This window comes from Streptomyces sp. NPDC015130 (assembly GCF_043080005.1).
Taxonomy (GTDB): Bacteria; Actinomycetota; Actinomycetes; order Streptomycetales; family Streptomycetaceae; genus Streptomyces.
Window position 1 is genome coordinate 159,443 of sequence record NZ_JBIBVC010000003.1, and the last position, 20,332, is coordinate 179,774.

Below are 20,332 nucleotides of genomic sequence, written 5' to 3' on the forward strand. Positions count from 1 at the left end.
TCACGAGCGGCGGCCGACGCCGCTCAGCGCGTGGCGAGACGCTGCTCGATGAGCGCCTTGAAGTCCTCGTAGCTTCGCGGCGAGGCCTTCTCGCCGTCGACGAAGAAGGTCGGGGTGCCCTGGACGCCGAGGGCCACGCCGTCGCGCTGGTCGAGGGCGACCCGCTCGGCGGTGCGGCTGGAGGCGACGTCGGTGTCGTACCGCTTCATGTCGAGGCCGAGTTGCCGGGCGAACTCGCGGAAGACGGCGTCCTTGGACTCCTGGGCCTCGCCCCACTCGCGCTGCGTGGTGAACAGCTTGTCGTGCATCTCGCGGAAGCGGCCCTGCTGGGCGGCCGCTTCGGCGGCGCGTGCGGCGGAGCCGCTGTTGCGGTGGCCGGGCATGGGGAAGTAGCGGGCGACGAAGGTGACGCGGTCGCCGTACTCCTTCTTCAGCCGGTCCATGACCGGGTGGAAGGCTCCGCAGCCCTCGCACTCGAAGTCGAGGAACTCGACGACGGTGACACGGCTCTTCGCCGGGTCGGTGAGGCGGTGGCTGCTGTCGCGGACCACACGGGCGTCCGCGGCAGGTGCCGGCAGGGCCTGTGTGCCGCCGCCGTCCGCCTGTGGGCGGAAGATGAGGAAGGAGCCGAACGCGACGGCGAGCGCGATCACCAGGACGAGGGCGGCGAGCAGTTGCTTCTTGACGTTCTTCATGAGGAACCTTCGGTCGGGGGTACGGGACGGGGTTCGGGTAGAGGCCGTGCCGGCGCCGTCCGTCTGTCGCGGCCGTGGAGGGCGGCGAGGTAGGCGTTGTACGCGGCGAGCGGGTCTCCGGCGTCGCCCCGGTCGATCCGCCGGTCGACGCGGCGGGCCTCGCGGGCGTCGGAGCGCACCCACTGGACGGCCAGGATGATCGTGGTGATCAGGACGGGGATGTCGCCGGTGGCCCAGGCGATGGCGCCCGCGTTGTACTGGTCGTCGGCGAGCGACGGTCCCCAGGTGCGGCCGACGGCCGTCCACCAGCCTTCGGCGAGGAGTTCGGTGGAACTCATCAGGGAGATGCTGAACCAGGAGTGGAACGGCATCGTGAGCATCAGCACGAACAGCCGCCCCAGGTGAGGAGGTCTGCGCGGCTCCGGATCGATCCCGATGATCACCCAGAAGAACAGCAGCCCGACGGCCAGGAAGTGCACCAGCATCGCCAGGTGCCCGAGGTGACCGCGCATCAGCGTCTCGAACAGAGAGGTGTGGTAGACAGCGAACGCGGAGCCGATGAACAGCACACCGGCGACCGCCGGATGCGAGATCACCCTCACGTAGGGGCTGTGGAGCAGCTTCAGCAACAGTTCACGCGGACCGGCCGGTGCGTCCTTGGAGGCAGTCGGCAGTGCTCGCAGGGCGAGCGTCGCCGGGGCGCCGAGGACCAGCAGGATGGGCACGGTCATCGCGAGGAGGCGATCGCCAGCAGGCCGGTGACGGCGGCGGGAAGGAGGAGGGAGCGTGCCGCCGTACGGGCGGCGCGCGCGTGCCTGATGCGCATGGTGAGGAGAGCTCTCTGCCGGGCCTCGGTACCGGATGCGTACGGGAGGGACGGCGTGGTGAGGAGGCCGCACGGGGCGCGCCGGCACTCACCCGCGTCGGGGCGTCGGACGGCGAGGCGTCAGGCCGCGAGGCGGAAGCCGGTCACGGCCGACGGCCGGAACGGGTTCGGGAGATACGCGGGAGCCGGAGGGGCACGACCGGGGCGTGGATACGCGAGGGCGGCCGGCCGCAGCGGAGCGACGGCGGTGCCGGGCCGACGCAGGGGTCCCTGCGCTGTCGGAACGACCGCCAGCAGCGGCAGGAGAGCGCACAGGATCCGCCGGGTGGATTCGGCGAGAGGCCGGGCGTGCACGAGCAGCGACTCGGTCGTGCCGAGCAGTCGTGCGGCGAGCAGGAGCGTGACGGCATGGCCGCCGAGCAGGACGGACGGGCCCGGGCCGGCGGCCGCGTGCTCGGCCAGCCCGGAGAGATGCCCGCCACTCGGTGGGTCGGTGAGTGTCGCACAGGCGCCGGGGATCACGTAGCAGACGTGGTACGCGGCCTGCGCGGCGGCGAACGCCGCGAGCAGCTGGGTGTCGGTGAGCCGCCGCCGGGTGAGGACGAGGCACAGGGACAGCGCGAGCACGACCACCAGGACCAGGGCGAGCAGGCGCGGGGTGTGCCCCTGGAGCAGGACGTGTCCGCCGACCGGCAGCAGCACACACAGAACCGCCAGCACTCCGGCCCGCACCCCGCGCAGCGCTCCGGCCCACGGCTGGGGGCCGTGCGGCAGGGGGAGAGCGGGCATGGCGGGCTTTCGGCGGGGGAGCGTTCCGGGACGACCGAGGACGCGCGGTACGACGGAGGGTCGCAACGCAGCGTACCGGCCCGCTGCCGGCGGGGGCGCAGGGGCCACACACGTACAGCGGGCGCAGGGGCCACGCACGTAAAGGGCCATACACGTACGTGGGGAGCGGCGTGTGAGTCGATCGGGTGTACGCCGCCTCGGCGGCGCCGGGTCCACGAGGGGCTCCCGGCCCTCCTTTGCTAGGGCTGCGGAATGATCGAAGTCTTCGAGGTCCTCGCCCCGGCAGCGTCGTCCCTGCCCGACCGGCGCTCCGTCGGCGCGGGCGGCTGGGCCGCGGCGGGCCTGATCTGCCTGGGCACGCTGGGCGGGGCGTGACTCGTGCGGCGCTTCCGGGCGCGCCGGGGTCTGTGGCCGGCGCTCGCCGCGACCACGATGCTCGCGCTCGCCCTCGCGGACATCGTTCCGGAGGTGTGGGCGGGTGCGCGCGAGGCCGGTGTCTCGCTGTGGTGGTGCGGGGCGGCGGGGTGCGCCGGGATTCTGGTCGTCGCCCATGTCAGGCGAAGGTGCTGAGGCCCGGCAGGGATCGCTCCGGGTGCGGCCGGGGAGCCGCCGGGGTGATTGCCGTGCACCGTGTGGTCGAGGGCGCTCCGCTCGGTCTGGTCCCCTCGGTGCCCCTGGTCGTCGGACTCGTGCTGCATGCGGTGGGCGAGGGGCTGGCCCTCGCGGTGCTCCTCGGCGCGGAGCCCGGCAGGCTGAAGCTTCGGCTACCGGTGGCCGCCTTGAGCCCGGCGGTCGGGCTGCTTCTGACGGCGGTCTCGCCGGTTCCGGAGGCCGTGGTGCCCGTGGTCCTCGCGGTGGTCGCCGGGGTCCTCCTCCGCATGGCGTGGGTGGGAGCCGCGCTCGCCGTGGCCGAGCGCCGGACCACGACAGACGGCGCGCAGGCAGACCCGGTGGACACCTCGGTGGCCGTCTGCTGCAGCAGCTGCTTGATTCAGGATCTACTGAATTCACTCTCCATTTAATTCAGTAGGCGCTGTACTGTCTGCTCCCATGGAGACATCGAACCCGTCCGGCCTCGCGGTCGCCGTGGATGCCGAGGCACTGGCGAGGGTCGGCACGGCCCTCGCGGACGAGAACCGCCGCAGGCTGCTGCTGGCCCTGCTCGAAGCCCCCGCATACCCCTCGGACCTGGCCGACGCCCTCGGCATGACGCGGGGCAATGTCTCGAACCACCTGTCCTGCCTGCGCGGGTGCGGCCTTGTGCGGACCGTCGCCGTCGGGCGTCGGGTCCGTTACGAGCTGGCCGATCCCCGGCTCGCCCACGCGCTCTCCGAGCTGGCCTCGCTGGTCCTCCTGGTCGACCAGGCAGCCGCGAGCGCTGAGCCCTGTGCCCCGGACGACTACGCCGGAAGCCCCGCCGCGGACGCCTGCGCCGCGGACGCCTGCGCCGCGGACGTCTGTGACGCGGACGACGCCTGCGGCACCGCCGACACCGTCACTGCCGACGTGCCGGAGGTGTCCCGTGGCTGACGTCTGCTGCGGCACCGACGCCCCGGCCGCCGCCCCGCCCTCCGCCGCCGAACCGACCGCACCCCCCTCGGCCGTCTGGCAGGTGCGCGAACTCCAGGCCGCCGCCCTCTCCGGCGTCCTGCTCGGGATATCCCTGCTGCTCCCCGGTGGCTGGGCCACCGCCGGCGCGCTCGCCGCCCTCGTGGTCGGCGCCGCCACCTTCGTCCCCGGCACCCTGCGGGGCCTGGCGAAGGGACGCCTCGGCGTCGGCCTGCTGATGACCATCGCCGCCGCCGGAGCCGTCACCCTCGGCGAGTACGGCGAGGCCGCCACCCTCGCCTTCCTCTTCTCCATAGCCGAAGGCCTCGAAGGCTATGCCGTCGCCCGCACCCAGCACGGCCTGCGGGCGCTCCTCGATCTCGTCCCGGCCACGGCGACCGTCCGGCGCGACGGCGTGGAGACCGAGGTCCCCGCCGCCGCACTCCGCGTCGGCGACACCCTGCTCGTCAAGCCCGGCGAACGGATCGCCACCGACGGCATCGTGACCGCCGGTCGCAGCGTGCTCGACACCTCCGTGGTCACCGGCGAGTCCGTTCCCTCGGAAGCCGGTCCCGGCGCCGAGGTGTTCGCCGGCTGCGTCAACGGCGCGGGCGCCCTGGAGATCACGGTCACGGCCACCGCCGAGGACAACTCCCTCGCCCGCCTGGTCCACACCGTCCACGAGGCCCAGGAGCGCAAGGGGGCCAGCCAGCGCCTCGCGCAGAGGTTCGCCCGACCCCTCGTCCCCGGCGTCCTCGTCCTCGCCGCCCTGATCGCCACCCTCGGCAGCCTCTTCGGCGACCCGGGCGTCTGGATCGAGCGCTCGCTCGTCGTCCTCGTGGCCGCCGCCCCCTGCGCCTTCGCGCTGTCCGTGCCGGTCGCCGTCGTCGCCGCGATCGGCGCCGCCTCCAAGGCGGGCGTCCTGCTCAAGGGCGGCGCCGCCGTCGAAGCCCTCGGCAAGGTCAGGGTCGTCGCCGTCGACAAGACCGGCACCCTCACCCGTAACGAGCCGTCCGTCATCGACGTCGTTCCGGCCGACGGTCACACCCGCGCGGACGTCATGACCGTGGCCGCCGCACTGGAGGCGCGCAGCGAACACCCCCTCGCCGCCGCCGTCCTGGCCGCCGCCGACTCCACGGCCGTGATCCCCGCCGACGACGCCGAAGCCGTCCCCGGCAACGGCCTCACCGGAACCGTCGCCGGCCACCCCGCCCGCCTCGGCAAGCCCGGCTTCGTCGCCCCCGGCCCCCTCGCCGACGACGTGCTGCGCCTTCAGGACGCCGGAGCCACCGTCGTCCTCGTCGAACACGACAGCCGGCTCCTCGGCGCGCTCGCCGTCCGCGACGAGATACGCCCCGAGGCCGCCGACGCGGTGAAGGCGCTCCGCGCCCAGGGCGTCAGGGTGGTCATGCTGACCGGTGACAACGCCCGCACCGCCGCCGCCATCGGCGCCGCCGCCGGGATCGACGACATCCGTGCCGAACTCCTCCCCGAGGACAAGGCCCGCATCGTCACCGAACTCCGCGCCGCCCACGGTCCCGTCGCCATGGTCGGCGACGGCATCAACGACGCCCCCGCCCTGGCCACCGCCGACGCGGGCATCGCCATGGGCGCCATGGGCAGCGACGTCGCCGTCGAGGCCGCCGACATCGCCCTCATGGGAGAGGACCTGCGCCGCCTGCCCGACGCCCTCGCCCACACCCGGGCGGCCCGCCGCATCTTCACCCAGAACCTGCTGATGTCCGGCGGCATACTCGCCGCCCTCGTCCCCCTCGCCGCCACCGGTGTCCTGGGCCTCGCCACCGTCGTCGCCAGCCACGAACTGGCCGAGGTCCTCGTCATCGGCAACGGCATCCGCGCCGGCCGCAGGAACAACTTCCCCCATCACCCTGCCCTACGCACGGCCACCGCGCTGCGGACCGCCATGGCCAAGAGCCGGGTGCCCGTCCAGCCGGCTCCGGCCCCGATCGGCCCGCTCGCCCCCGCAGCAGGCCGGGCACTCCTGCCCCTCGGGTCCGCCCCGGCCGCGAAGACGGCTGGAGGCTGCTGCTCCGGCTGCGGCAACGACTGAATGGCGTGCACCCCGCACCCTCCGCCGTGCCGCACGAACAGGGCGGAGTGGGCCGATCCACCGGCATGCGGGCGGTGTGCGCGGACTGACGTTCGGCCGCGCTCTCGCCCATGAAGATCCGGCCGTCCTGGACGCCGGCCACAGTCGCGGCTCATCCCTGGGCCCGCATGGAAACGCGGCTGTGGCTCTGCCCCGGTGGCCGATTCGGAAGCGGCCACTCGCCCCGAAGGAGGCGAGTCGCTCCTCAGAAAGCATGACGGGAGGCCGCTCGGTCCCTGGACGCAGGCCTCTGGGACGCGGCCTGAGGCGCTACGGGTCCGCCTGCGTCTCGCATCAGCAGGCCGAACGCGTCGCTGCGCCGACCGCGGACGCACGTCGTCCGTCTGTCCGGAGCGGTCTCCTGCATGCTTGATGGATCATCAGGCAAGTCAGCATTCGGTCAGCGTGAGTCGCCGAGCGTTCGCGGACGACTGCCTGAGCGGGCATGGGTGACGGTATGAAAGCCCAGGTGGGGCCCATAGTGCCCGACCGGAGCGATGTTCCTCACAAACATCGTCCGGCGCGTGCCGGTGTACAGTCGGGACCGCCCTTGACCTGCACGAAGCAGGCAGGGAGCCGTCCCAGAGGAGTCCCAAGTGCTGCGTACTCTGTTCAAGTCCAAGATCTAGCTATTTGGCGTTGCCGCAGGTCAGGGGCATCATGTGCCCCCCTCAGGTCAGCAAACGGTCAGCATGCGTCCCGGACGTGTCCCCGCTTGCTGATCTGCGACCGACAGTGCGGCGCCTGAGCAGGTTCTTGGGCCGGAACGGATGGTGCGTGACATGGCCCGACAGCTCGCCCGTGGCATGGGGTCCTTCTTCAAGGACTGCGGCTGCCCGAAGCCGACTCGCTGCCCTCACCCGTACTTGATCCGTTTCCGGGATGCGCTCGGCAAGCAGCGCGAGGAGTCCGGTTACGCCACGCAGGACGAGGCGATCGAGCGCCTCACGCAGCTGTACGCGGAGAAGAAGACCACGGCGCCGTCGGTGGCGGCGGCCCGCCGCGAGCTGGGTCAGCTGACGGTCGAGGAGTACGCGAAGCAGTGGCGGCCCCGGCAGCGCAAGATGACGGATTACTCCACGGGCTGGCACGTCGACAGCTCGATCAACGTGCACATCGTCCCGCGTCTGGGATCGCGGAAGCTGAACTCGGTCACGCCGATCGTGGTCGAGCGCTTCCTGGACGAGATGGAGAGTGACGGGGTCGGCCGCGGGAACCAGATGAACATCTTCCGCACGCTCAAGACGATTCTGCGCGACGCCTACGGCAAGGGGGCCATGGCCGACGATCCGGTGAAGGGGGTCCAGGAGCCGGAATATGTGCGGGGAACGGTGGTCATCCCGTCCCTTGACTACGTGACGAAGGCGCTGGCCGTTGCTGATGAGGACCTCGCGCTGGAGATCGTGCTGATGGCGGGATGCGGCCTGCGGAACGGCGAGGCACGGGCGGTGAACGTCAACAATGTCGTGGCCCGGGATGTCTACCGGGTGCGTGAGCAGATCCATTCCAACACGCTGAGGCCGGCGAAGCTGAAGCACCGCAAGGTGGGGGAGTTCCGGGAGGTTCCCCTGCCTCGGTCGGTGCGGGAGGCGGTCGAGCGCTACGAGGAGAAGCACGGCACGACGAAGGACGGGTATCTGCTGCGCGGTCCGGGTGGCTACTTCACCGAGGGCATGGAGCGGCGTCGGGTGAAGAGGCTCTTCGAGAATCTCCCGCCAGAGGAGGGGGTGGGAATGTACGGGTTCCGGCACTACTTCGCCTCGAACGCTCTCGGGAACGGCATCCCCATCACCGACGTCGCGGAATGGATGGGCCACAAGTCCATCGAGGAGACGTACCGGACCTACCGGCACCTGATGCCGGGCAGCATCACCAAGGCCGCCCGGATCCTGGAGGCCGGCCTCTGGGAAGCAGCCTGAGAGACGGTAGAGCGACTGTGGCCTTCGACGTGCGAGGAGATCTTCTTGAAGTTGTCGCCCTCAACGTGCTGACCTGGAAGGATTACCATAAGAGCAGAGCTGACCTGCGGGTTTGCTCATTTCGGGGGCTTTCAGGGCGGCGCTTCTATATACGGTCGATTCTCCCCAGCCGCTCCCCGGAGCGACTCCTTTCCCCCCAGATTCTCCCCAGCCGTAGCCCGTTCCCGTCGCGGCTTCTGCTGGGAGGGAGCTCCGGAGGGGCATGTCAGAACGGTTACGCACTGTATCGCCGGCGCCGCCCCGGCGTCCTGGCTTGCTCTGCTCACGAAACCGATCGCCGCCGACATCTCAGCGCGCTACCGCGCCGCAGGTGACCTCCTTCAGGGCGAGGTCTCCCACGACGAGGGAGCCCCGCAGAATATTGATCTTCAGGGACCGTGGGTCTGTCAGGCACCGTCGATGCGGGGGAACGTACCTTCGAACGAAGCTCCTACGAAGGGAGGCCCGGCGGAGCATGATGCTCCACCGGGCCTCTCGTGTCGTACGGCTCCGTCCCAGGCGGTCAGCCGTTGTGGCGGGTGATGAAGTGGGTGGCGTCGTAGGACCAGGCGCCCGCGGTGGTGGTGGACCAGCTGACCTTGACGGGGTCGAAGGTGGCGTCGGGCTTGGTGAGCCAGGTGAACATCTTCACGGTGCCGTTGGTGTAGCCGTACATGGAGCCGATGTCGTCGCGGCCGTCACCGTTGTAGTCGCCGACGACGGTCTTCATCGCTCCGTACGTCAGGCTGCCGGCGGGGATGGTGAGCGCGGCGCGCGGGGCGACGAAGGTGCCGTTGGCGTTGCTCTTGAGGACGTAGGCGATGTCGCGGCCGTCCGGGTGGTCGAACCAGAACAGGACGTCGTCGCGGCCGTCGGCGTCGAAGTCTCCGGAGTGTACGTGGGTGATGGCCCAGTCGCCCCAGCCGTCGTGGGTGAATCCGACCACGGGGGCCGCGTAGCCGCCGTTCGGCTGGGCGAGGAAGGTCCACACCTTGATGGCGCCGCCGGCGTAGTCGTAGAAGACGGCGATGTCGTCGCGGCCGTCACCGTTGTAGTCGCCGGTGACGGTCTTGCCCATGGCGCGGGTCCAGGTGGTGGAGGTCCAGCTCTTGACCGGGGTGCCGAAGCCGCCCTGCGGGTTGGCGACGAAGGTGAACAGGGCGTCGCTGGTGTCGGAGTACTCGTACCAGGCGATGACGTCGTCGCGGCCGTCGCCGTTGGAGTCACCGGAGTGCAGCACGGCGCGTTCCCACTGCCAGGAGGCGACCGGACCTGTCCAGGTGGCGAACGGGGTCTGGAACGCGCCGTTGGTCTTGCCGAGGAACGTCCAGAGCTTGGTCTCGGTAGCGTACTTGCGCATCACCGCGACATCGGAGATGCCGTCGCCGTTGAAGTCGCCGGTCACCTGCTTCATGGCGTCGAAGTCCCACTCGTCCGTGGCCGTGCGGGCCATCGACGAGTGCGGCGCGGCGATGGAGCCGTCGCTCGTGCCGGCGAAACGGTGCATGGAGTCCGTGCCGTCGGAGTGGACGTACCAGTCGCTCAGGTCGGCGAAGCCGTCGCCGTTGAAGTCGTTGCGGACGACGGTGCCGCTGGACCACTGGGAGACGCCCTGCGCGGTGTACACGGTGAAGTTGCCACGGTCGGTGAGGACCGCGCTGCCACCGACGGCGGTGGTCTTCGACTCCCACAGGTTGGCGGTGTCGGCGGCGTTGCGGACGACCAGGTTGCCCGACGCGTCCAGGAGGGCGGTGGCGCCCGCGCCTATGGTCCCGGTGGACCACAGTGTCTTGCCCGCGTTGGAAGCGATGACCAGGTTGCCATCGGGCTGCATGGTGAGACGGGCGGACGCGGAGGCGAGTGTCTCCCCGGGCAGCAGGCGCTGACCGGCCTTGAGGCGGGAGCCGAGCACGATCTCGTCGGCGCGCGTGGCGATCGCCCCGTTGCGGGTCTCGGCGGGGTCGCCGCCGTAACAGCCGCCCTGCCAGGAACGGCTGCTGACGCCGACGAGCTCCGGCGTGCCGTTGTTCACGCGCAGCAGTGGGGCCCCGGTGTCCCCCTTGCAGATCGCGTCGGCCGGAGTCCGGCCGACGATGTTCAGGTCCGTTCCGGCGACGGAACCGACGGTGAAGGCGGCGGTGTGCAGCTTCAGCGGCGCCCACTCGTCCTTCGTGCGTCCGTAACCGGGGACGGTGAGCGCATCGCCCGCCGTCGCCGGAGTTCCGGCCAGGGGCACGGGCGTGATGCCGGTGGCCGGGGTGGCGAGGCGGGCCAGGACGAGGTCACCCTCGCGGGGTGCGAGTTCGACGACCTCGGTGACGAGTCCGGCTGTGGCGGTGAGGTCGACGCGACCGATCGTGGCCACCGTCTTCTCGGCCGGCTTGCCGGGCGCGAGGGCGGTGAGCCCGCCACTGAAGCAGGAGGCCGCTGTCAGCAGCCACTGCGGCTCGACCAGCGCGCCGGAGCAGGCGCGGTAGGTGTCGCCCGCGCCGATCTCCAGCCGAGCGGTGAACGCGTATGAGTCGTCTGCCGGGACCGGTCCGGTGACCGCGTTGGCAGGCGGGACCGAGAGCGCAAGCGGGCCCGCTATGAGTGCTGTGGCCAGCGCGAGGGAGCGGAGGCAACGGGTATGTCGCATAGGGAGTCGATGTCCTTGCTGCAGGCTCCCGGCCCCTCCCGGCCGCGGCGCGGGACGGGGCGGGAGCGAGGGGCATCCGTCGGAGAGTGATCTATCAGAGGGTGATCATCAGGGTTCCACCGTCGAAGTAGGTCCCCATGTTCTTGCGCACCGAGACCTTGCCGTTGGCGAGCTCGTAGACGAACATGTCCGCCTTGCCGTCGCCGCCGGCGTCACCGAAGCGGAGGTGACCGAGGTCGCTGCCGGTGACGAAGCGGCCCCAGCCGGCGCTCCAGTGGGTTCCGCCGTCGAAGTAGGTCCCCATGTTCTTGCGGACGCTGATCTTGCCGTCGGTGCCGTGGACGATGAGGTCGGCCTTGTTGTCGCCGGTGATGTCGGCGAAGTAGAGGCGGCCCAGGTCGCTGCCGGTGACGAAGCGGCCCCAGCCGGCGCTCCAGTGGGTTCCGCCGTCGAAGTAGGTCCCCATGTTCTTGCGGACGCTGATGTTCCCGTCGGTGCCGTGGACGATGAGGTCGGCCTTGTTGTCGCCGGTGATGTCGGCGAAGTAGAGGCGGCCCAGGTCGCTGCCGGTGACGAAGCGGCCCCAGCCGGCGCTCCAGTGGGTTCCGCCGTCGAAGTAGGTCCCCATGTTCTTGCGGACGCTGATGTTCCCGTCGGTGCCGTGGACGATGAGGTCGGCCTTGTTGTCGCCGGTGATGTCGGCGAAGTAGAGGCGGCCCAGGTCGCTGCCGTCCAGGTAGCGGCGCCACCCGGAGGACATGACGGTGCCCGGGCCGAAGCTGCTGCCGAGGTTTCGGTGGACGATGACGACGCCGTCGGTGCGCTGGACGATCAGGTCGTCCTTGTTGTCGCCGTCGATGTCGGCGGGCGTCGTGCGGTCACGGCTGATGGTGTCCTGTACCCAGCCGGCCAGGCCGTCGACCCGGGTGTCGACCGCGTTGGTGCGGGTTTCCGTGGGGTCGATGCCCAGGCAACCACCCTGCCAGGATCGGGAGGTGACGGAGACGAGCTCGGGCGTGCCGTTCACCGTGCGGAGCGAGGGGCCGCCCGCGTCGCCCTTGCAGACGGTGGCGGTGTCGGAGCCGTCGACGTTCAGCGTGGTGTCCGTGCTGGACGTGACGGTGAAGGTGCCGGTGTGGAGCTTGTCCGGCGCCCACTCCGTCTTCGTGCGGCCGAAGCCGGCCTTCGTCAGCTGCTCTCCCGCGGCGGCCGGCGTGGCGGCTATCCGCACCGGCGTGACGGCGGGGTCGGTGACCCGAGTGGAGAGCCGTACCAGGACCAGGTCGCGGTCGGCGTGCGGCATGAGGTCGATGGCCTGCTGGACGCTGCCGCCCGTCTGGGCCAGGTCCGTGCGGCCGACCGTAACGGTGGTGGGGACGGGCGGCTTCCCGGCGGACGGCTTGCCGTCGGCGGCGAAGCAGGTGGCCGCGGTCAGCACCCACTGCGGGGCCACGAGGGCGCCGGTGCAGGACGACTGCTCCCCGATGGCGACCTTGGCCGTGAAGTTGAGCTGGGCAGCGGCGTCGGTGCCGCTGAGCGCGGTGGCGGGAGCGCTGGCGACGATCGTCGCCAGCGCGATTCCGGCGCCGGTGGTCCACACGAAGCGCGAACGCTTTGCGAACATGGATGTTCCTTGGAGACGGGGAACTGACATGACGTCGGATCCCTGGTTGTCGGAGGGTTGGAGCGGAGGGCGTGCGGCTACTTGGTGGAGCGGATCTCCATGAGCACGTGCTCGCGGCCCTCGGGGTCCGCGCTCTCGCCGACGGGCGTCCAGGCGTTCTTGGTGATGGCGAAGGACTTCTCCTCCGTGCCGACGGTCATGGCGACCTCGGTGGTGTAGTCGTTGCCCCTGATGAGGTGGACCGAGGGGATCTCCATCGTCAGCCAGCCGGAGTTGCCGGTGACCTTGAAGCAGATCTTGGGCTTCTCGCGGGCCCAGACCTCCAGGAAGTCGGTGCCACTCGCGCAGTCGACGAGGGTGATGTGGCCGTCGCCGCGCTTCAGGACGATGCCCTGCTCCGCGAGGATCTTGTCGGCGTGCGGGTAGCCGAAGTCCTCGACGGCGAAGCCGGGAGCCTCGTCCGCGACCGGGGCGACCGCGTGGGCCGTCACTCCGGCGCCGGAGTGAGAGCCGGCACCGGTCCCGGTCGCGGCGACCCAGGCGAGGGCGCCGGTGGCGGCGACGCCGAGGGTACGCGCCAAGAACTTCGTCCTGCGCGGTCGTGGTGTGGGTGAGGTACGTGCCTTCATGACGATCCTTGATTCGTTGATTCCGCTCGGCCGACCAGGAGGTTGTCCGGGGAGGACGCGATCCGGGAAGGACGCGGAAGCGACAGGAGAAGAAAAGGCCCGCAGCTCGGGTGCGGGCGTACATGTCAATGAAATCCCGTCGTTCGCGCTTTGTCCACCGCGTAAGAAGCTATTGTTCCGGTTGTGTAGGAAAGGTGAGTGGTCATCAATCGATAAAAGACCGGGCCCCGTTGGAGCGCATGCTTCCAACGGGGCCCGGCGGGAAAGGGGGACGGTCAGCGGGTCAGCGTCGCGAGCTCACACACGAGGCGTTCCAGCGCTGCCACGTACTGCTTGAACTCCTCGATGGAAGACTCGTCTTCCCGGTTCTGCGGGCGGATCTCCTCAAGGCTGCGGGACAGCTCTCCGACCTCAGAGGCCAGGTCATCGGCGTCCGGGATCTCGCGGGGGTCCAGGGATCCCTTCTCGACGCGGATGGCGTACCCGGCGATGTGCCCGTCGATCGAGAGCAGACCGAAGCCCCATTCCCGGAGTTCCTTCGATCCAGGGCGCCCGGGAAACGGCAGTGCCATGAATGCTTCGAAGGCGTCCTGGAAACCCTGACGGTCAGTCCCACCAGGTGACGATCTTTCCGGACTCGGTGTAGATTCCCGTGCCGCCCATGAGTCCACCGTCGATCCTCCAGCCCCAAGTGCCGTCCTTGAGCTTCGTACGCACCCGGTCCCTCGGCTGGGACTTCTCCCAGAGGGCCTTGGCTTCCTTTGTGTATTCGGCGAAAGTCCGGCCCTTGCCGTGCTTGTCGATATGGTATCGGGCGCTCGCCTCGACGGACATGTTCGTCCCGGCCCAGTCCTCCATCGCCTTGATGTCTGCTTCGCAGAACTCGTTGCTGGGCGTTGCCGCGTTGTGCACCAGGACCGGCACGGTGCCGGCCAGCACGTAGTACGTGTGGATGCCGGAGACCGACAGGTTGTACACGTGCTGGTCGGGGACGGTCCAAGTCCCGACCGAGTTGACCGCCACGTTCTCGCCCGTGTCGGTCCGCAGCCGCATACCGGCCTTGACATCGGCCGCCTGCTTCCAGACGTTGCTCTCGCCGGCTATCCAGAACGGGTGGCTGTCGGTGGCGACCACCGTGTTCTCGCCGGCTGTGCCGGAGGCGTCGACCCCGATCCTGACCAGGTTCTTCGGCCCGTCACTCGTGATGGTGGCTTCGACGGCCCTGGCTTCCGTGCGGCCGGTGAGCGGATCGGTGGCGAGGACCCGTTCGCCGGCGCGGACGTCCTCGATCGCCTTGGTGCTGCGGTCGGCCATCAGGACGCGCGTGCCCGGGACGAAGCTGCTCTTGCGGCACGGGACCTTCTTGAGGAACTTCAGCTTGAGCGCGTGCAGCGCCAGATCGTCGAGGCACCGGATCGACTTGCCGGTCAGGCACGCCTCGATCTCCTCGACGCCCACATACCAGGCGATCAGGCGATCGAGGTACGTGCTGGTGATGCAGCCCATGCCGCCGGCGCCGTCGCTGCCGCAGACCAGCATCGTCTCGCCGGGCTTCAGCTCGCCGTTCGCCAGCAGGTCCGAGCGGTACTTGACGAACCGCTTCTCCAGGGCCGCGCGGAGATCCTTGTCGGACATCGGCTTGCTGGTGCCGAGCGCGATCTCCTGCTGGATCTGGGCCTTGAACTCGGCGACGAGCATGTCCGTCGCGGTCTTCAGGGCCGCGTCGGCGGCCTTGGCCGCCTCCTCGGAGTCCTCGCCTGCCGCCTCCGCCGAGACGCGCGCCTGCTCGGCCGAGGTACGCGCCTGCGCGGCGTACCCCGAGGCGACCGACGCCGAGTGCTGGGCCTGCTCGGCGGAACGGGCCGCCGACGAGGCGGCCTGCTGGGCTGAGGCGGCGGCGTTCCTGGCGGTCCTCGCCGACTCGGACGCCGCGCGGGCCGAGGCCTCGGCGGCATCCGCGGACGCGTCGGCCTTCGCGGCGTACTCGCCGGCCTCGTCGGCGGAGGTCTTGGCCTTGGCGGCCCACTCCAGCGCCTTGGCGGCGTCCTTACGAGCCTCCGCCGCGACCTTCTGAGCTTCGGCGGCGTCCTTCGCGGCGAGCGAGGCCGACGTGTAGGCGGCCTCCAGCAGGCTGTTGACCTGCGCGATGTGGGTGGCGGCGTTCGCGTCCCGCTGCCGGGCCTTGTGCAGACCGACCTCCAGGAAGGTACGCATCCCGGCGGGCGGTCCGGTCAGCGCGGCCTGCGCAGCCGCCTTGACCTCGGGCCCTTCGGTGGCCAGGAGCTTGCCGATCTCGACCCGGTCGTCTTCCTCGCGAGCTTCGTACTGCCCGACGTCGAGGAAGTACGCGAGGTCCGCCGCGGTGCCGTCCAGCGCCTCGCTGGCCGCCGCCTGTACACCGGCCCCGCCCTCGGCGGAGATCTTGCCGACGGTGACCCGGTCGTCATCGGCCTTGCCCGGGTAGTCCCGCGTGCGCAGGAAGTCCCGCACCTGGTCGATCGGCTTGTCCAGCACGTCGAGCGCGACCTGCTGCTGCGCGGGGATCTTCGTGTTCGCGGCGATGTGCGCCACGCTGGCCCGGTCGTCCTGCTCCAAGGCCACCGTGAGCCCGCTGCGAACGAACTCGGCCACGTCCGCGTCGGTGCCCGACAGGGCGTACTCGGCGGCGCTGCGCAGCCAGGCCCCGCTGGTGTCGAGCATATTGATCGCGGCCTGCCGCCCCTTGGTGGCGGTCACCTGCGGATCGGACGAGGCCGCGGCCTCGCTCAGCAGCTGCTGGGTCTCGCTGTTGAGCTGCTGGCGTCGGCCCGCCTCGTACGCGGCGGCGGCCACGTGGGCGTCGTAGGCCCGGCGGGCCTCCTCAGCCGCGACGACCTCTTCCTGCTGCTGCTGCGCCAGCCGTTCGGCGTCGGCCTTGCGGGCCGCCTCCGCCACGGCCGTGGCCTTCTGGGCCAGGTCCAGCGCCTTGGCGGCGGCGTCGCTGGCCGCGTTCGCGGCGACGGTGGCCGCGTTCGCGGCGTCGACGGCCTTGCCCGCTTCATCGGCGGCCTTGTTGGCCGCGAGGGCGGCGGCCGTGGCGTGCTGGGCGGCGTCGTTGGCCGCGTCCCGGGACTGACGGGCGGCGATGCCCGCCTCCCTGGCATTGCGGGCGGCGGCCTCAGCCGCGCGCGTGGCCTGGTTCGCGAGGCGCTCGGCGCGAGCCGCGGCGGCCTTCGCCTCCTCTGCCTCGGCACCGGCCTGGCCGGCCCAGTTGCCCGCGCTCACCGCGGCCGCGGCTGCCGCGGCGGCGTTCCGGCCGGCTCTGGCTGCGGCGTCCGCCGCGGTGGCGGCCTCGTCAGAGGCCACACCGGCCTGGTGCGCGGCGTCCGCGGCCTTGGTCGCACCGGCGGCCGCGGCGTTGGCCTGCACGGCCGCGTCCCGGGCCTTCTGTGCCTTCGTGGCGTCGCCTGCGGCGGCGGTGGCGGCGGAGTGCGCGGTGGCGGCGGCCTGACCGGCCCTGCTGGCGGCGTAGGACGCCTGGGCGGCGGCGGTGGCGGCCACGCGGGCCGCCGAGTTCGCGGCCGCGGCCGCGGTCACGGCCGTACGGGCCGCCTTGGCCGCCCGCTCGGCGGCGGCGGCGGCCCGCGAAGCGGCGGCCGCGGCCCTGGCGGCCGAGTCCTTGGACTGCTGCGCCTCGTCGGCCGCTTCCAGCGCAGCGTCCATGGCGGCCTTCGTCGCCTTCTCCGCCTTGGCCGCCTCCTCCTTGGCGGTCTCGGTCAGCTGCCTCGCCTGCTTCTGCGCCTTGTCGGCGAGTTCGGCGAGCTGAGCGACGGTGAGCGCCTCCTGGTCACGGGCGGCCGCTACCTCCCAGCCGTGGTCCAGGAACTCCTGGATGTCCTCGGGAGTGCCGTCCAGGGCCTGCCCGGCGAACAGCTTGACGTTCGGGCCGCCGGTGGCCAGGAGCTGGCCGACGCGGACCCGGTTGTCGTCCTCACGAGCCGGGTACTGGCCCTTCTGGAGGAAGGCCAGCTGCTCGTCGGTCGTGCCGCTCAGGGCCGTGTTGGCCGCCCGCTTCACGCCCGGGCCGCCGAAGGCCATGACACGGCCGATGTCGACGCGTACATCGGACTCGTAGGCCGTGACGAAGGTGTTGTCCAGGAAGTCCCTGAGCGTTTCGGTCCCGCCGGTCAGCGCGGCCTCGGCCGCCGCGCGAACGCCCGGACCGCCCTTGCCCATGATCTCGGCGACCTGCGCGCGCAGGTCGTCCTCCTCGAGCTTCGGCAGTTCCTGCGTCATGAACGCCTGGATATCGGCATCCGAACCCAACAGGGCTGCCGCGGCGCCTTCCCGTACGCTCAGACCGCCGTACTTCCAGGCGTCCACGACCTCGTACCGTTCGTACGTCACGGCCGGGTCCTCGGCCATGGCCGCAGGCGGATCGATTCCCAGGGCCAGGACCAGGACGGTCAATGTCGAAACGAGCCCGCGCCATCGGCGCCCGGCCCGTATTCCGGAATTCAACGCGCTACTCCCTCATTTGAGTGAAATTCAGCTGGAGCATACTCAAATGCGCAGAGCGTTCTGAGCGTCCTGTCGGTGCCCGATGTGCAGGCGGGAGAGTCCTGGAATTCCGGTATGCGGAGGGGTTTCGTCTGCCACCTGTAGTCCGCCATCGACATGTCTGAGCCCCAAGGTGAGCTCGCCCCCGTGGTCTGCTCGGCGCCCTATCGAAGCGCTCCTTGTTGATCATTGTCCAGGGTGCGAAACGCACCAGAACGGGCGGGGGGCGCGTCGAACCTGTGATTCTCGCCACCGCTCGGGAAGGTTGTACGTTGCCCTGTGGAGAATCTGTGAAGAGTGCTGTCGGCGGTCTCTTCTGGCGCACAGAAAGGGGCAATCCCCGCCGGGCCTCCTGGCTTCTTCGCGCAAACCCGCTGTGAGGTCGAACTCACCCGCGGCGAAGGCAGGAAAGGCCCTGCTCAAGAGAGACCGCGAGGCCGCCTCCCGCATCGGTGCCGAGTGGTTGAACGGGCCGAGACTCGAATGCCTGGCGCGATGCGCATCGGGAGAAGGCCGTGACCACGCAGGATGGTGACCTGGAACTGGTGCCCCCGAAACTGCGGGTGGGGACCTTCCTCCCCGATTGGTCAGCTACGCGACAGGAGGGAACTGTCGCTTGTCTCGGTACGGTTGCTACCGCCTGTCCTTTTGCTGGAGAGAAGGCTTTGCGGGATCGAGGGTTGGAAGGGGAACAGCGCTGAGGCGGGAGTGCCGAACGACTTCGGGGGTGCCGGGAAGCCGGTCAGCGACTCCTGGACGATCCGGGTGAGCGGGTGTACGGCTTCGACAGTGCCGGGGATGTAGAGGTGGATCTCCACATCGGCCAGGTTGAGGTCGGTCAGGTTGGCCACGCGAAGGGCGGAGGGGGCCATGCGGATGGCGGCCGCACGCCGTACGGCGCGGGGGATCTGCCGCTCGCATTCTTCGCTGTGGCGGGCGATCTCACGGTCGATCAGGGACGTTCGGGTGCTGAGATCGCTCGGATGCTGGGGGTGAGTGACGAGAGTGTGCGGCGTTGGAACCAGTCTGGGAGGAGGGTGGCACCGATGCTCTGTGCCTGTGTCCGGCCACTGGTCGCCCGCCCAAGCTGGACGATGCCCAGGGCGAGCGGGTGCGGACCGCACTGGAGCAGGGCGCCCAGGCGCACCGGTTCGAGGCGGATCTGTGGACGCTGGAACGGGTCGGTCCGGTCGTCGAGCGGGTGACCGGGGTGGGGCTGTCGCGGGCGTCGGTGTGGCGGTTGCTGATCGGCCGGCTGGGGCGGATTCTGCAGCGGCCCGAACGGCGGGCGGTCGAGCGGGACGAATCCGAGATCGCCCGCTGGATCGCGCACGAATGGCCGCGGACCGAAAGGGGGCGTTGAACACACGTGCCTGGATCGTCTTCCTCCACGAATCAGACGTCTCGCTGCTGCCGCGGGTCCACCGCACCTACGCGCCCCACCGCCGCACTCCTCTCCTGCGGCACCGGCTGAACTGGAAACGCGCCTCGATGGCCGCGGCTCTCGGCTACCACGCTGCCGATCCCGACCGAGGTCCGCGGTTGTGCTTCCACCTCAAGCCCGGCGGCTACGACACCGCCGCTCTCATCGAGGTCCTGGAGCAGATGAAGACGTTCTACCGTGGTGAGCGGGTGGTCCTCGTGTGGGACGGCCTGTCTGCCCATTGGAGCCGGGCGATGCGGGCCTGGGTCACCGAGCAGGACTGGCTCCCCCTCGAGCGGTTACGCGCCTACGCACCCGAGCTCAATCCGGTGGAACTGCTGTGGTCCTCGCTCAAGAAACGCGAGCTCGCCAACGTCGCCGGCGACCACCTTGCCGATGTCGCCGACGCCACCGAACAGGGCATCCACCGCATCAACAGCAATCCTCAACGGCCCTGGTCCTTCCTCGCCCACACCAGACTCGCCATCCATCCATCAACCCCACAGAACTAACGAAAAGATCAAGTAGGAGACTTCTGGAAATAGTTCCAGCCCTGGCGGCGTTGTCGCTTGGCGATCGCTGCGTGGGGGGTGGCTGGACCTGAAATTGTTCGACACGACGAACGGCGTAGCCGAGGTCACTCCGTGGCTGGCTGAGGCTGAGGCCGATGTGCAGGCGCTCGTCGAGAGTGCGATGGAGCCCATGCTCGGGGTCCGCTTCCTGGCCACCGAGTACAGCACCGGCCCTGTCCACGGCGGGCGCATCGACTCGCTCGGGCTGGATGAAAACGGATCGCCGGTGATCGTCGAGTACAAGCGGGCGACCGACCCCGGTGTCCTGTCGCAGGGCCTGTTCTACGTGGCCTGGTTGATGGACCACCGAGAGGAGTTCGAAGCCCTGGTCCGTGAGCGGCTCGGGTCGGCGGCAGCCGCCAGCGTTCTGTGGAGCACACCCCGGCTGATCTGCGTGGCCGGCGGCTTCACACGCTATGACCTGCACGCGGTGCGCGAGCACCGGCGGTCCATCGACCTCGTCCGCTACACGATGCTGGGCGAGCACCACATCGCGCTGGAGACCGTCGCGTCGGTCGCTGCCCCGGGTGGCGGAACGCGGCGACAGCGCCTCCGAGGTGAGCGGGAGGCGTCACCGCGTCGGCGGACCGACGCCATGGCGGAGCTGGCGGCCGTGGTCGACGAGGTGCTGCTCGGGCTGGCCGAGGGTGTGACGAAGGTCGAGCGCAAGCAGTACGACGCGTACCAGCGGCTGCGGAACTTCGCCCGCGTCACTGGACGGCAGGACAAGCTGCTGGTGTACCTCAAGGTCGCGCCGGCCACGGTCGAGCTCGTGCCCGGCTTCACCCGGGACGTGACCGGACCGGGCCATCACGGCACGGGCGACCTGGAGGTCCAGCTCCGCTCCGAGAAGGACGTGGAGCGAGCGCTGGAACTCTTCCGGCTGTCGTACGCGTCGGCATAGAGCCGAGGTCCTGATGATGACTGGGCGGGGCCTTTCGACAGAGGGGCAGGGGGTGGCGGTGTGCCCTCTATGGTCCG

17 protein-coding genes and 1 pseudogene are annotated in these 20,332 nt (G+C 70.3%); 9 read left to right on the forward strand and 9 right to left on the reverse strand.

The window, feature by feature from the left end:
* Positions 1-23 precede the first annotated feature (23 nt).
* The 3 genes from ACF08F_RS07060 to ACF08F_RS07070 all read right to left on the reverse strand — a co-directional run bounded on the left by ACF08F_RS07060 (position 24) and on the right by ACF08F_RS07070 (position 2,310).
* Positions 24-695 (reverse strand): DsbA family protein, encoded by a 672-nt coding sequence (locus tag ACF08F_RS07060; protein WP_392297468.1) that lies wholly within the window; start codon positions 693-695, stop codon positions 24-26.
* The gene (locus tag ACF08F_RS07065) at positions 692-1,426 is read right to left on the reverse strand and encodes a cytochrome c oxidase assembly protein (protein WP_392297469.1); all 735 of its coding nucleotides are present in this window, start codon (positions 1,424-1,426) and stop codon (positions 692-694) included. The genes ACF08F_RS07060 and ACF08F_RS07065 overlap by 4 nt, the downstream gene beginning before the upstream one ends.
* Before the next feature lie 215 nt (positions 1,427-1,641).
* On the reverse strand, positions 1,642-2,310 hold the full coding sequence (locus ACF08F_RS07070) for a hypothetical protein (protein WP_392297470.1): 669 nt from the start codon (positions 2,308-2,310) through the stop codon (positions 1,642-1,644).
* 252 nt (positions 2,311-2,562) lie between these two features.
* On the opposite strand from ACF08F_RS07070, the gene ACF08F_RS07075 reads away from it, so the two are divergent.
* The 6 genes and pseudogenes from ACF08F_RS07075 to ACF08F_RS07100 all read left to right on the forward strand — a co-directional run bounded on the left by ACF08F_RS07075 (position 2,563) and on the right by ACF08F_RS07100 (position 7,887).
* On the forward strand, positions 2,563-2,685 hold the full coding sequence (locus ACF08F_RS07075; RefSeq protein ID WP_392297471.1) for a hypothetical protein: 123 nt from the start codon (positions 2,563-2,565) through the stop codon (positions 2,683-2,685).
* Between the two features lie 3 nt (positions 2,686-2,688).
* Positions 2,689-2,880, forward strand: a complete 192-nt coding sequence (locus ACF08F_RS07080; RefSeq protein ID WP_392297472.1) for a hypothetical protein — start codon at positions 2,689-2,691, stop codon at positions 2,878-2,880.
* A 44-nt stretch (positions 2,881-2,924) separates the two neighbouring features.
* Positions 2,925-3,332 carry a hypothetical protein gene (locus tag ACF08F_RS07085; RefSeq protein WP_392297473.1) on the forward strand — a complete coding sequence of 136 codons (408 nt, stop codon included), beginning with the start codon at positions 2,925-2,927 and terminating at the stop codon, positions 3,330-3,332.
* Between the two features lie 28 nt (positions 3,333-3,360).
* A pseudogene (locus tag ACF08F_RS07090) lies at positions 3,361-3,693 on the forward strand (ArsR/SmtB family transcription factor); the annotation flags it as partial.
* A gap of 139 nt (positions 3,694-3,832) precedes the next feature.
* Positions 3,833-5,929 (forward strand): heavy metal translocating P-type ATPase, encoded by a 2,097-nt coding sequence (locus tag ACF08F_RS07095; protein WP_392297474.1) that lies wholly within the window; start codon positions 3,833-3,835, stop codon positions 5,927-5,929.
* Between the two features lie 821 nt (positions 5,930-6,750).
* Positions 6,751-7,887, forward strand: a complete 1,137-nt coding sequence (locus tag ACF08F_RS07100; protein ID WP_392297475.1) for a tyrosine-type recombinase/integrase — start codon at positions 6,751-6,753, stop codon at positions 7,885-7,887.
* A gap of 562 nt (positions 7,888-8,449) precedes the next feature.
* Here ACF08F_RS07100 and ACF08F_RS07105 read toward each other — a convergent pair.
* From ACF08F_RS07105 to ACF08F_RS07130, 6 genes are all read right to left on the reverse strand, one after another.
* Positions 8,450-10,564, reverse strand: a complete 2,115-nt coding sequence (locus tag ACF08F_RS07105) for an FG-GAP-like repeat-containing protein (protein WP_392297476.1) — start codon at positions 10,562-10,564, stop codon at positions 8,450-8,452.
* Between the two features lie 94 nt (positions 10,565-10,658).
* The gene (locus tag ACF08F_RS07110) at positions 10,659-12,188 is read right to left on the reverse strand and encodes a trypsin-like serine protease (RefSeq protein WP_392297477.1); all 1,530 of its coding nucleotides are present in this window, start codon (positions 12,186-12,188) and stop codon (positions 10,659-10,661) included.
* Between the two features lie 77 nt (positions 12,189-12,265).
* Positions 12,266-12,817 (reverse strand): hypothetical protein, encoded by a 552-nt coding sequence (locus ACF08F_RS07115; protein ID WP_392297478.1) that lies wholly within the window; start codon positions 12,815-12,817, stop codon positions 12,266-12,268.
* Positions 12,818-13,092: 275 nt separating this feature from the next.
* The gene (locus tag ACF08F_RS07120; RefSeq protein ID WP_392297479.1) at positions 13,093-13,389 is read right to left on the reverse strand and encodes a hypothetical protein; all 297 of its coding nucleotides are present in this window, start codon (positions 13,387-13,389) and stop codon (positions 13,093-13,095) included.
* Positions 13,390-13,423: 34 nt separating this feature from the next.
* Entirely contained in the window at positions 13,424-17,203 is a 3,780-nt protein-coding gene (locus ACF08F_RS07125; RefSeq protein ID WP_392297480.1) for a polymorphic toxin-type HINT domain-containing protein, read from the reverse strand.
* A 740-nt stretch (positions 17,204-17,943) separates the two neighbouring features.
* Complete coding sequence (locus tag ACF08F_RS07130; protein WP_392297481.1) at positions 17,944-18,207, reverse strand: hypothetical protein; 264 nt, start codon at positions 18,205-18,207, stop codon at positions 17,944-17,946.
* A 164-nt stretch (positions 18,208-18,371) separates the two neighbouring features.
* Between ACF08F_RS07130 and ACF08F_RS07135 the strand changes: the two genes are divergently transcribed.
* The 3 genes from ACF08F_RS07135 (at position 18,372) to ACF08F_RS07145 (ending at position 20,255) form a co-directional block, all read left to right on the forward strand.
* Entirely contained in the window at positions 18,372-18,719 is a 348-nt protein-coding gene (locus ACF08F_RS07135) for a winged helix-turn-helix domain-containing protein (protein WP_392297482.1), read from the forward strand.
* Entirely contained in the window at positions 18,716-19,291 is a 576-nt protein-coding gene (locus ACF08F_RS07140; RefSeq protein WP_392297483.1) for a transposase, read from the forward strand. Before ACF08F_RS07135 ends, ACF08F_RS07140 begins: the two co-directional genes overlap by 4 nt.
* An 88-nt stretch (positions 19,292-19,379) precedes the next feature.
* Positions 19,380-20,255, forward strand: coding sequence for a transporter (locus ACF08F_RS07145; RefSeq protein WP_392297756.1), 876 nt, complete (start codon positions 19,380-19,382; stop codon positions 20,253-20,255).
* Positions 20,256-20,332 lie beyond the last annotated feature (77 nt).

Bases quoted from the DNA above. Each gene is read 5' to 3' on its own strand.
- ACF08F_RS07065 (WP_392297469.1), bottom strand. From the start codon at position 1,426: ATGACCGTGCCCATCCTGCTGGTCCTCGGCGCCCCGGCGACGCTCGCC.
- ACF08F_RS07100 (WP_392297475.1), top strand. From the start codon at position 6,751: ATGGCCCGACAGCTCGCCCGTGGCATGGGGTCCTTCTTCAAGGACTGC.
- ACF08F_RS07075 (WP_392297471.1), top strand. From the start codon at position 2,563: ATGATCGAAGTCTTCGAGGTCCTCGCCCCGGCAGCGTCGTCCCTGCCC.
- ACF08F_RS07120 (WP_392297479.1), bottom strand. From the start codon at position 13,389: ATGGCACTGCCGTTTCCCGGGCGCCCTGGATCGAAGGAACTCCGGGAA.
- ACF08F_RS07115 (WP_392297478.1), bottom strand. From the start codon at position 12,817: ATGAAGGCACGTACCTCACCCACACCACGACCGCGCAGGACGAAGTTC.
- ACF08F_RS07105 (WP_392297476.1), bottom strand. From the start codon at position 10,564: ATGCGACATACCCGTTGCCTCCGCTCCCTCGCGCTGGCCACAGCACTC.
- ACF08F_RS07060 (WP_392297468.1), bottom strand. From the start codon at position 695: ATGAAGAACGTCAAGAAGCAACTGCTCGCCGCCCTCGTCCTGGTGATC.
- ACF08F_RS07110 (WP_392297477.1), bottom strand. From the start codon at position 12,188: ATGTTCGCAAAGCGTTCGCGCTTCGTGTGGACCACCGGCGCCGGAATC.
- ACF08F_RS07070 (WP_392297470.1), bottom strand. From the start codon at position 2,310: ATGCCCGCTCTCCCCCTGCCGCACGGCCCCCAGCCGTGGGCCGGAGCG.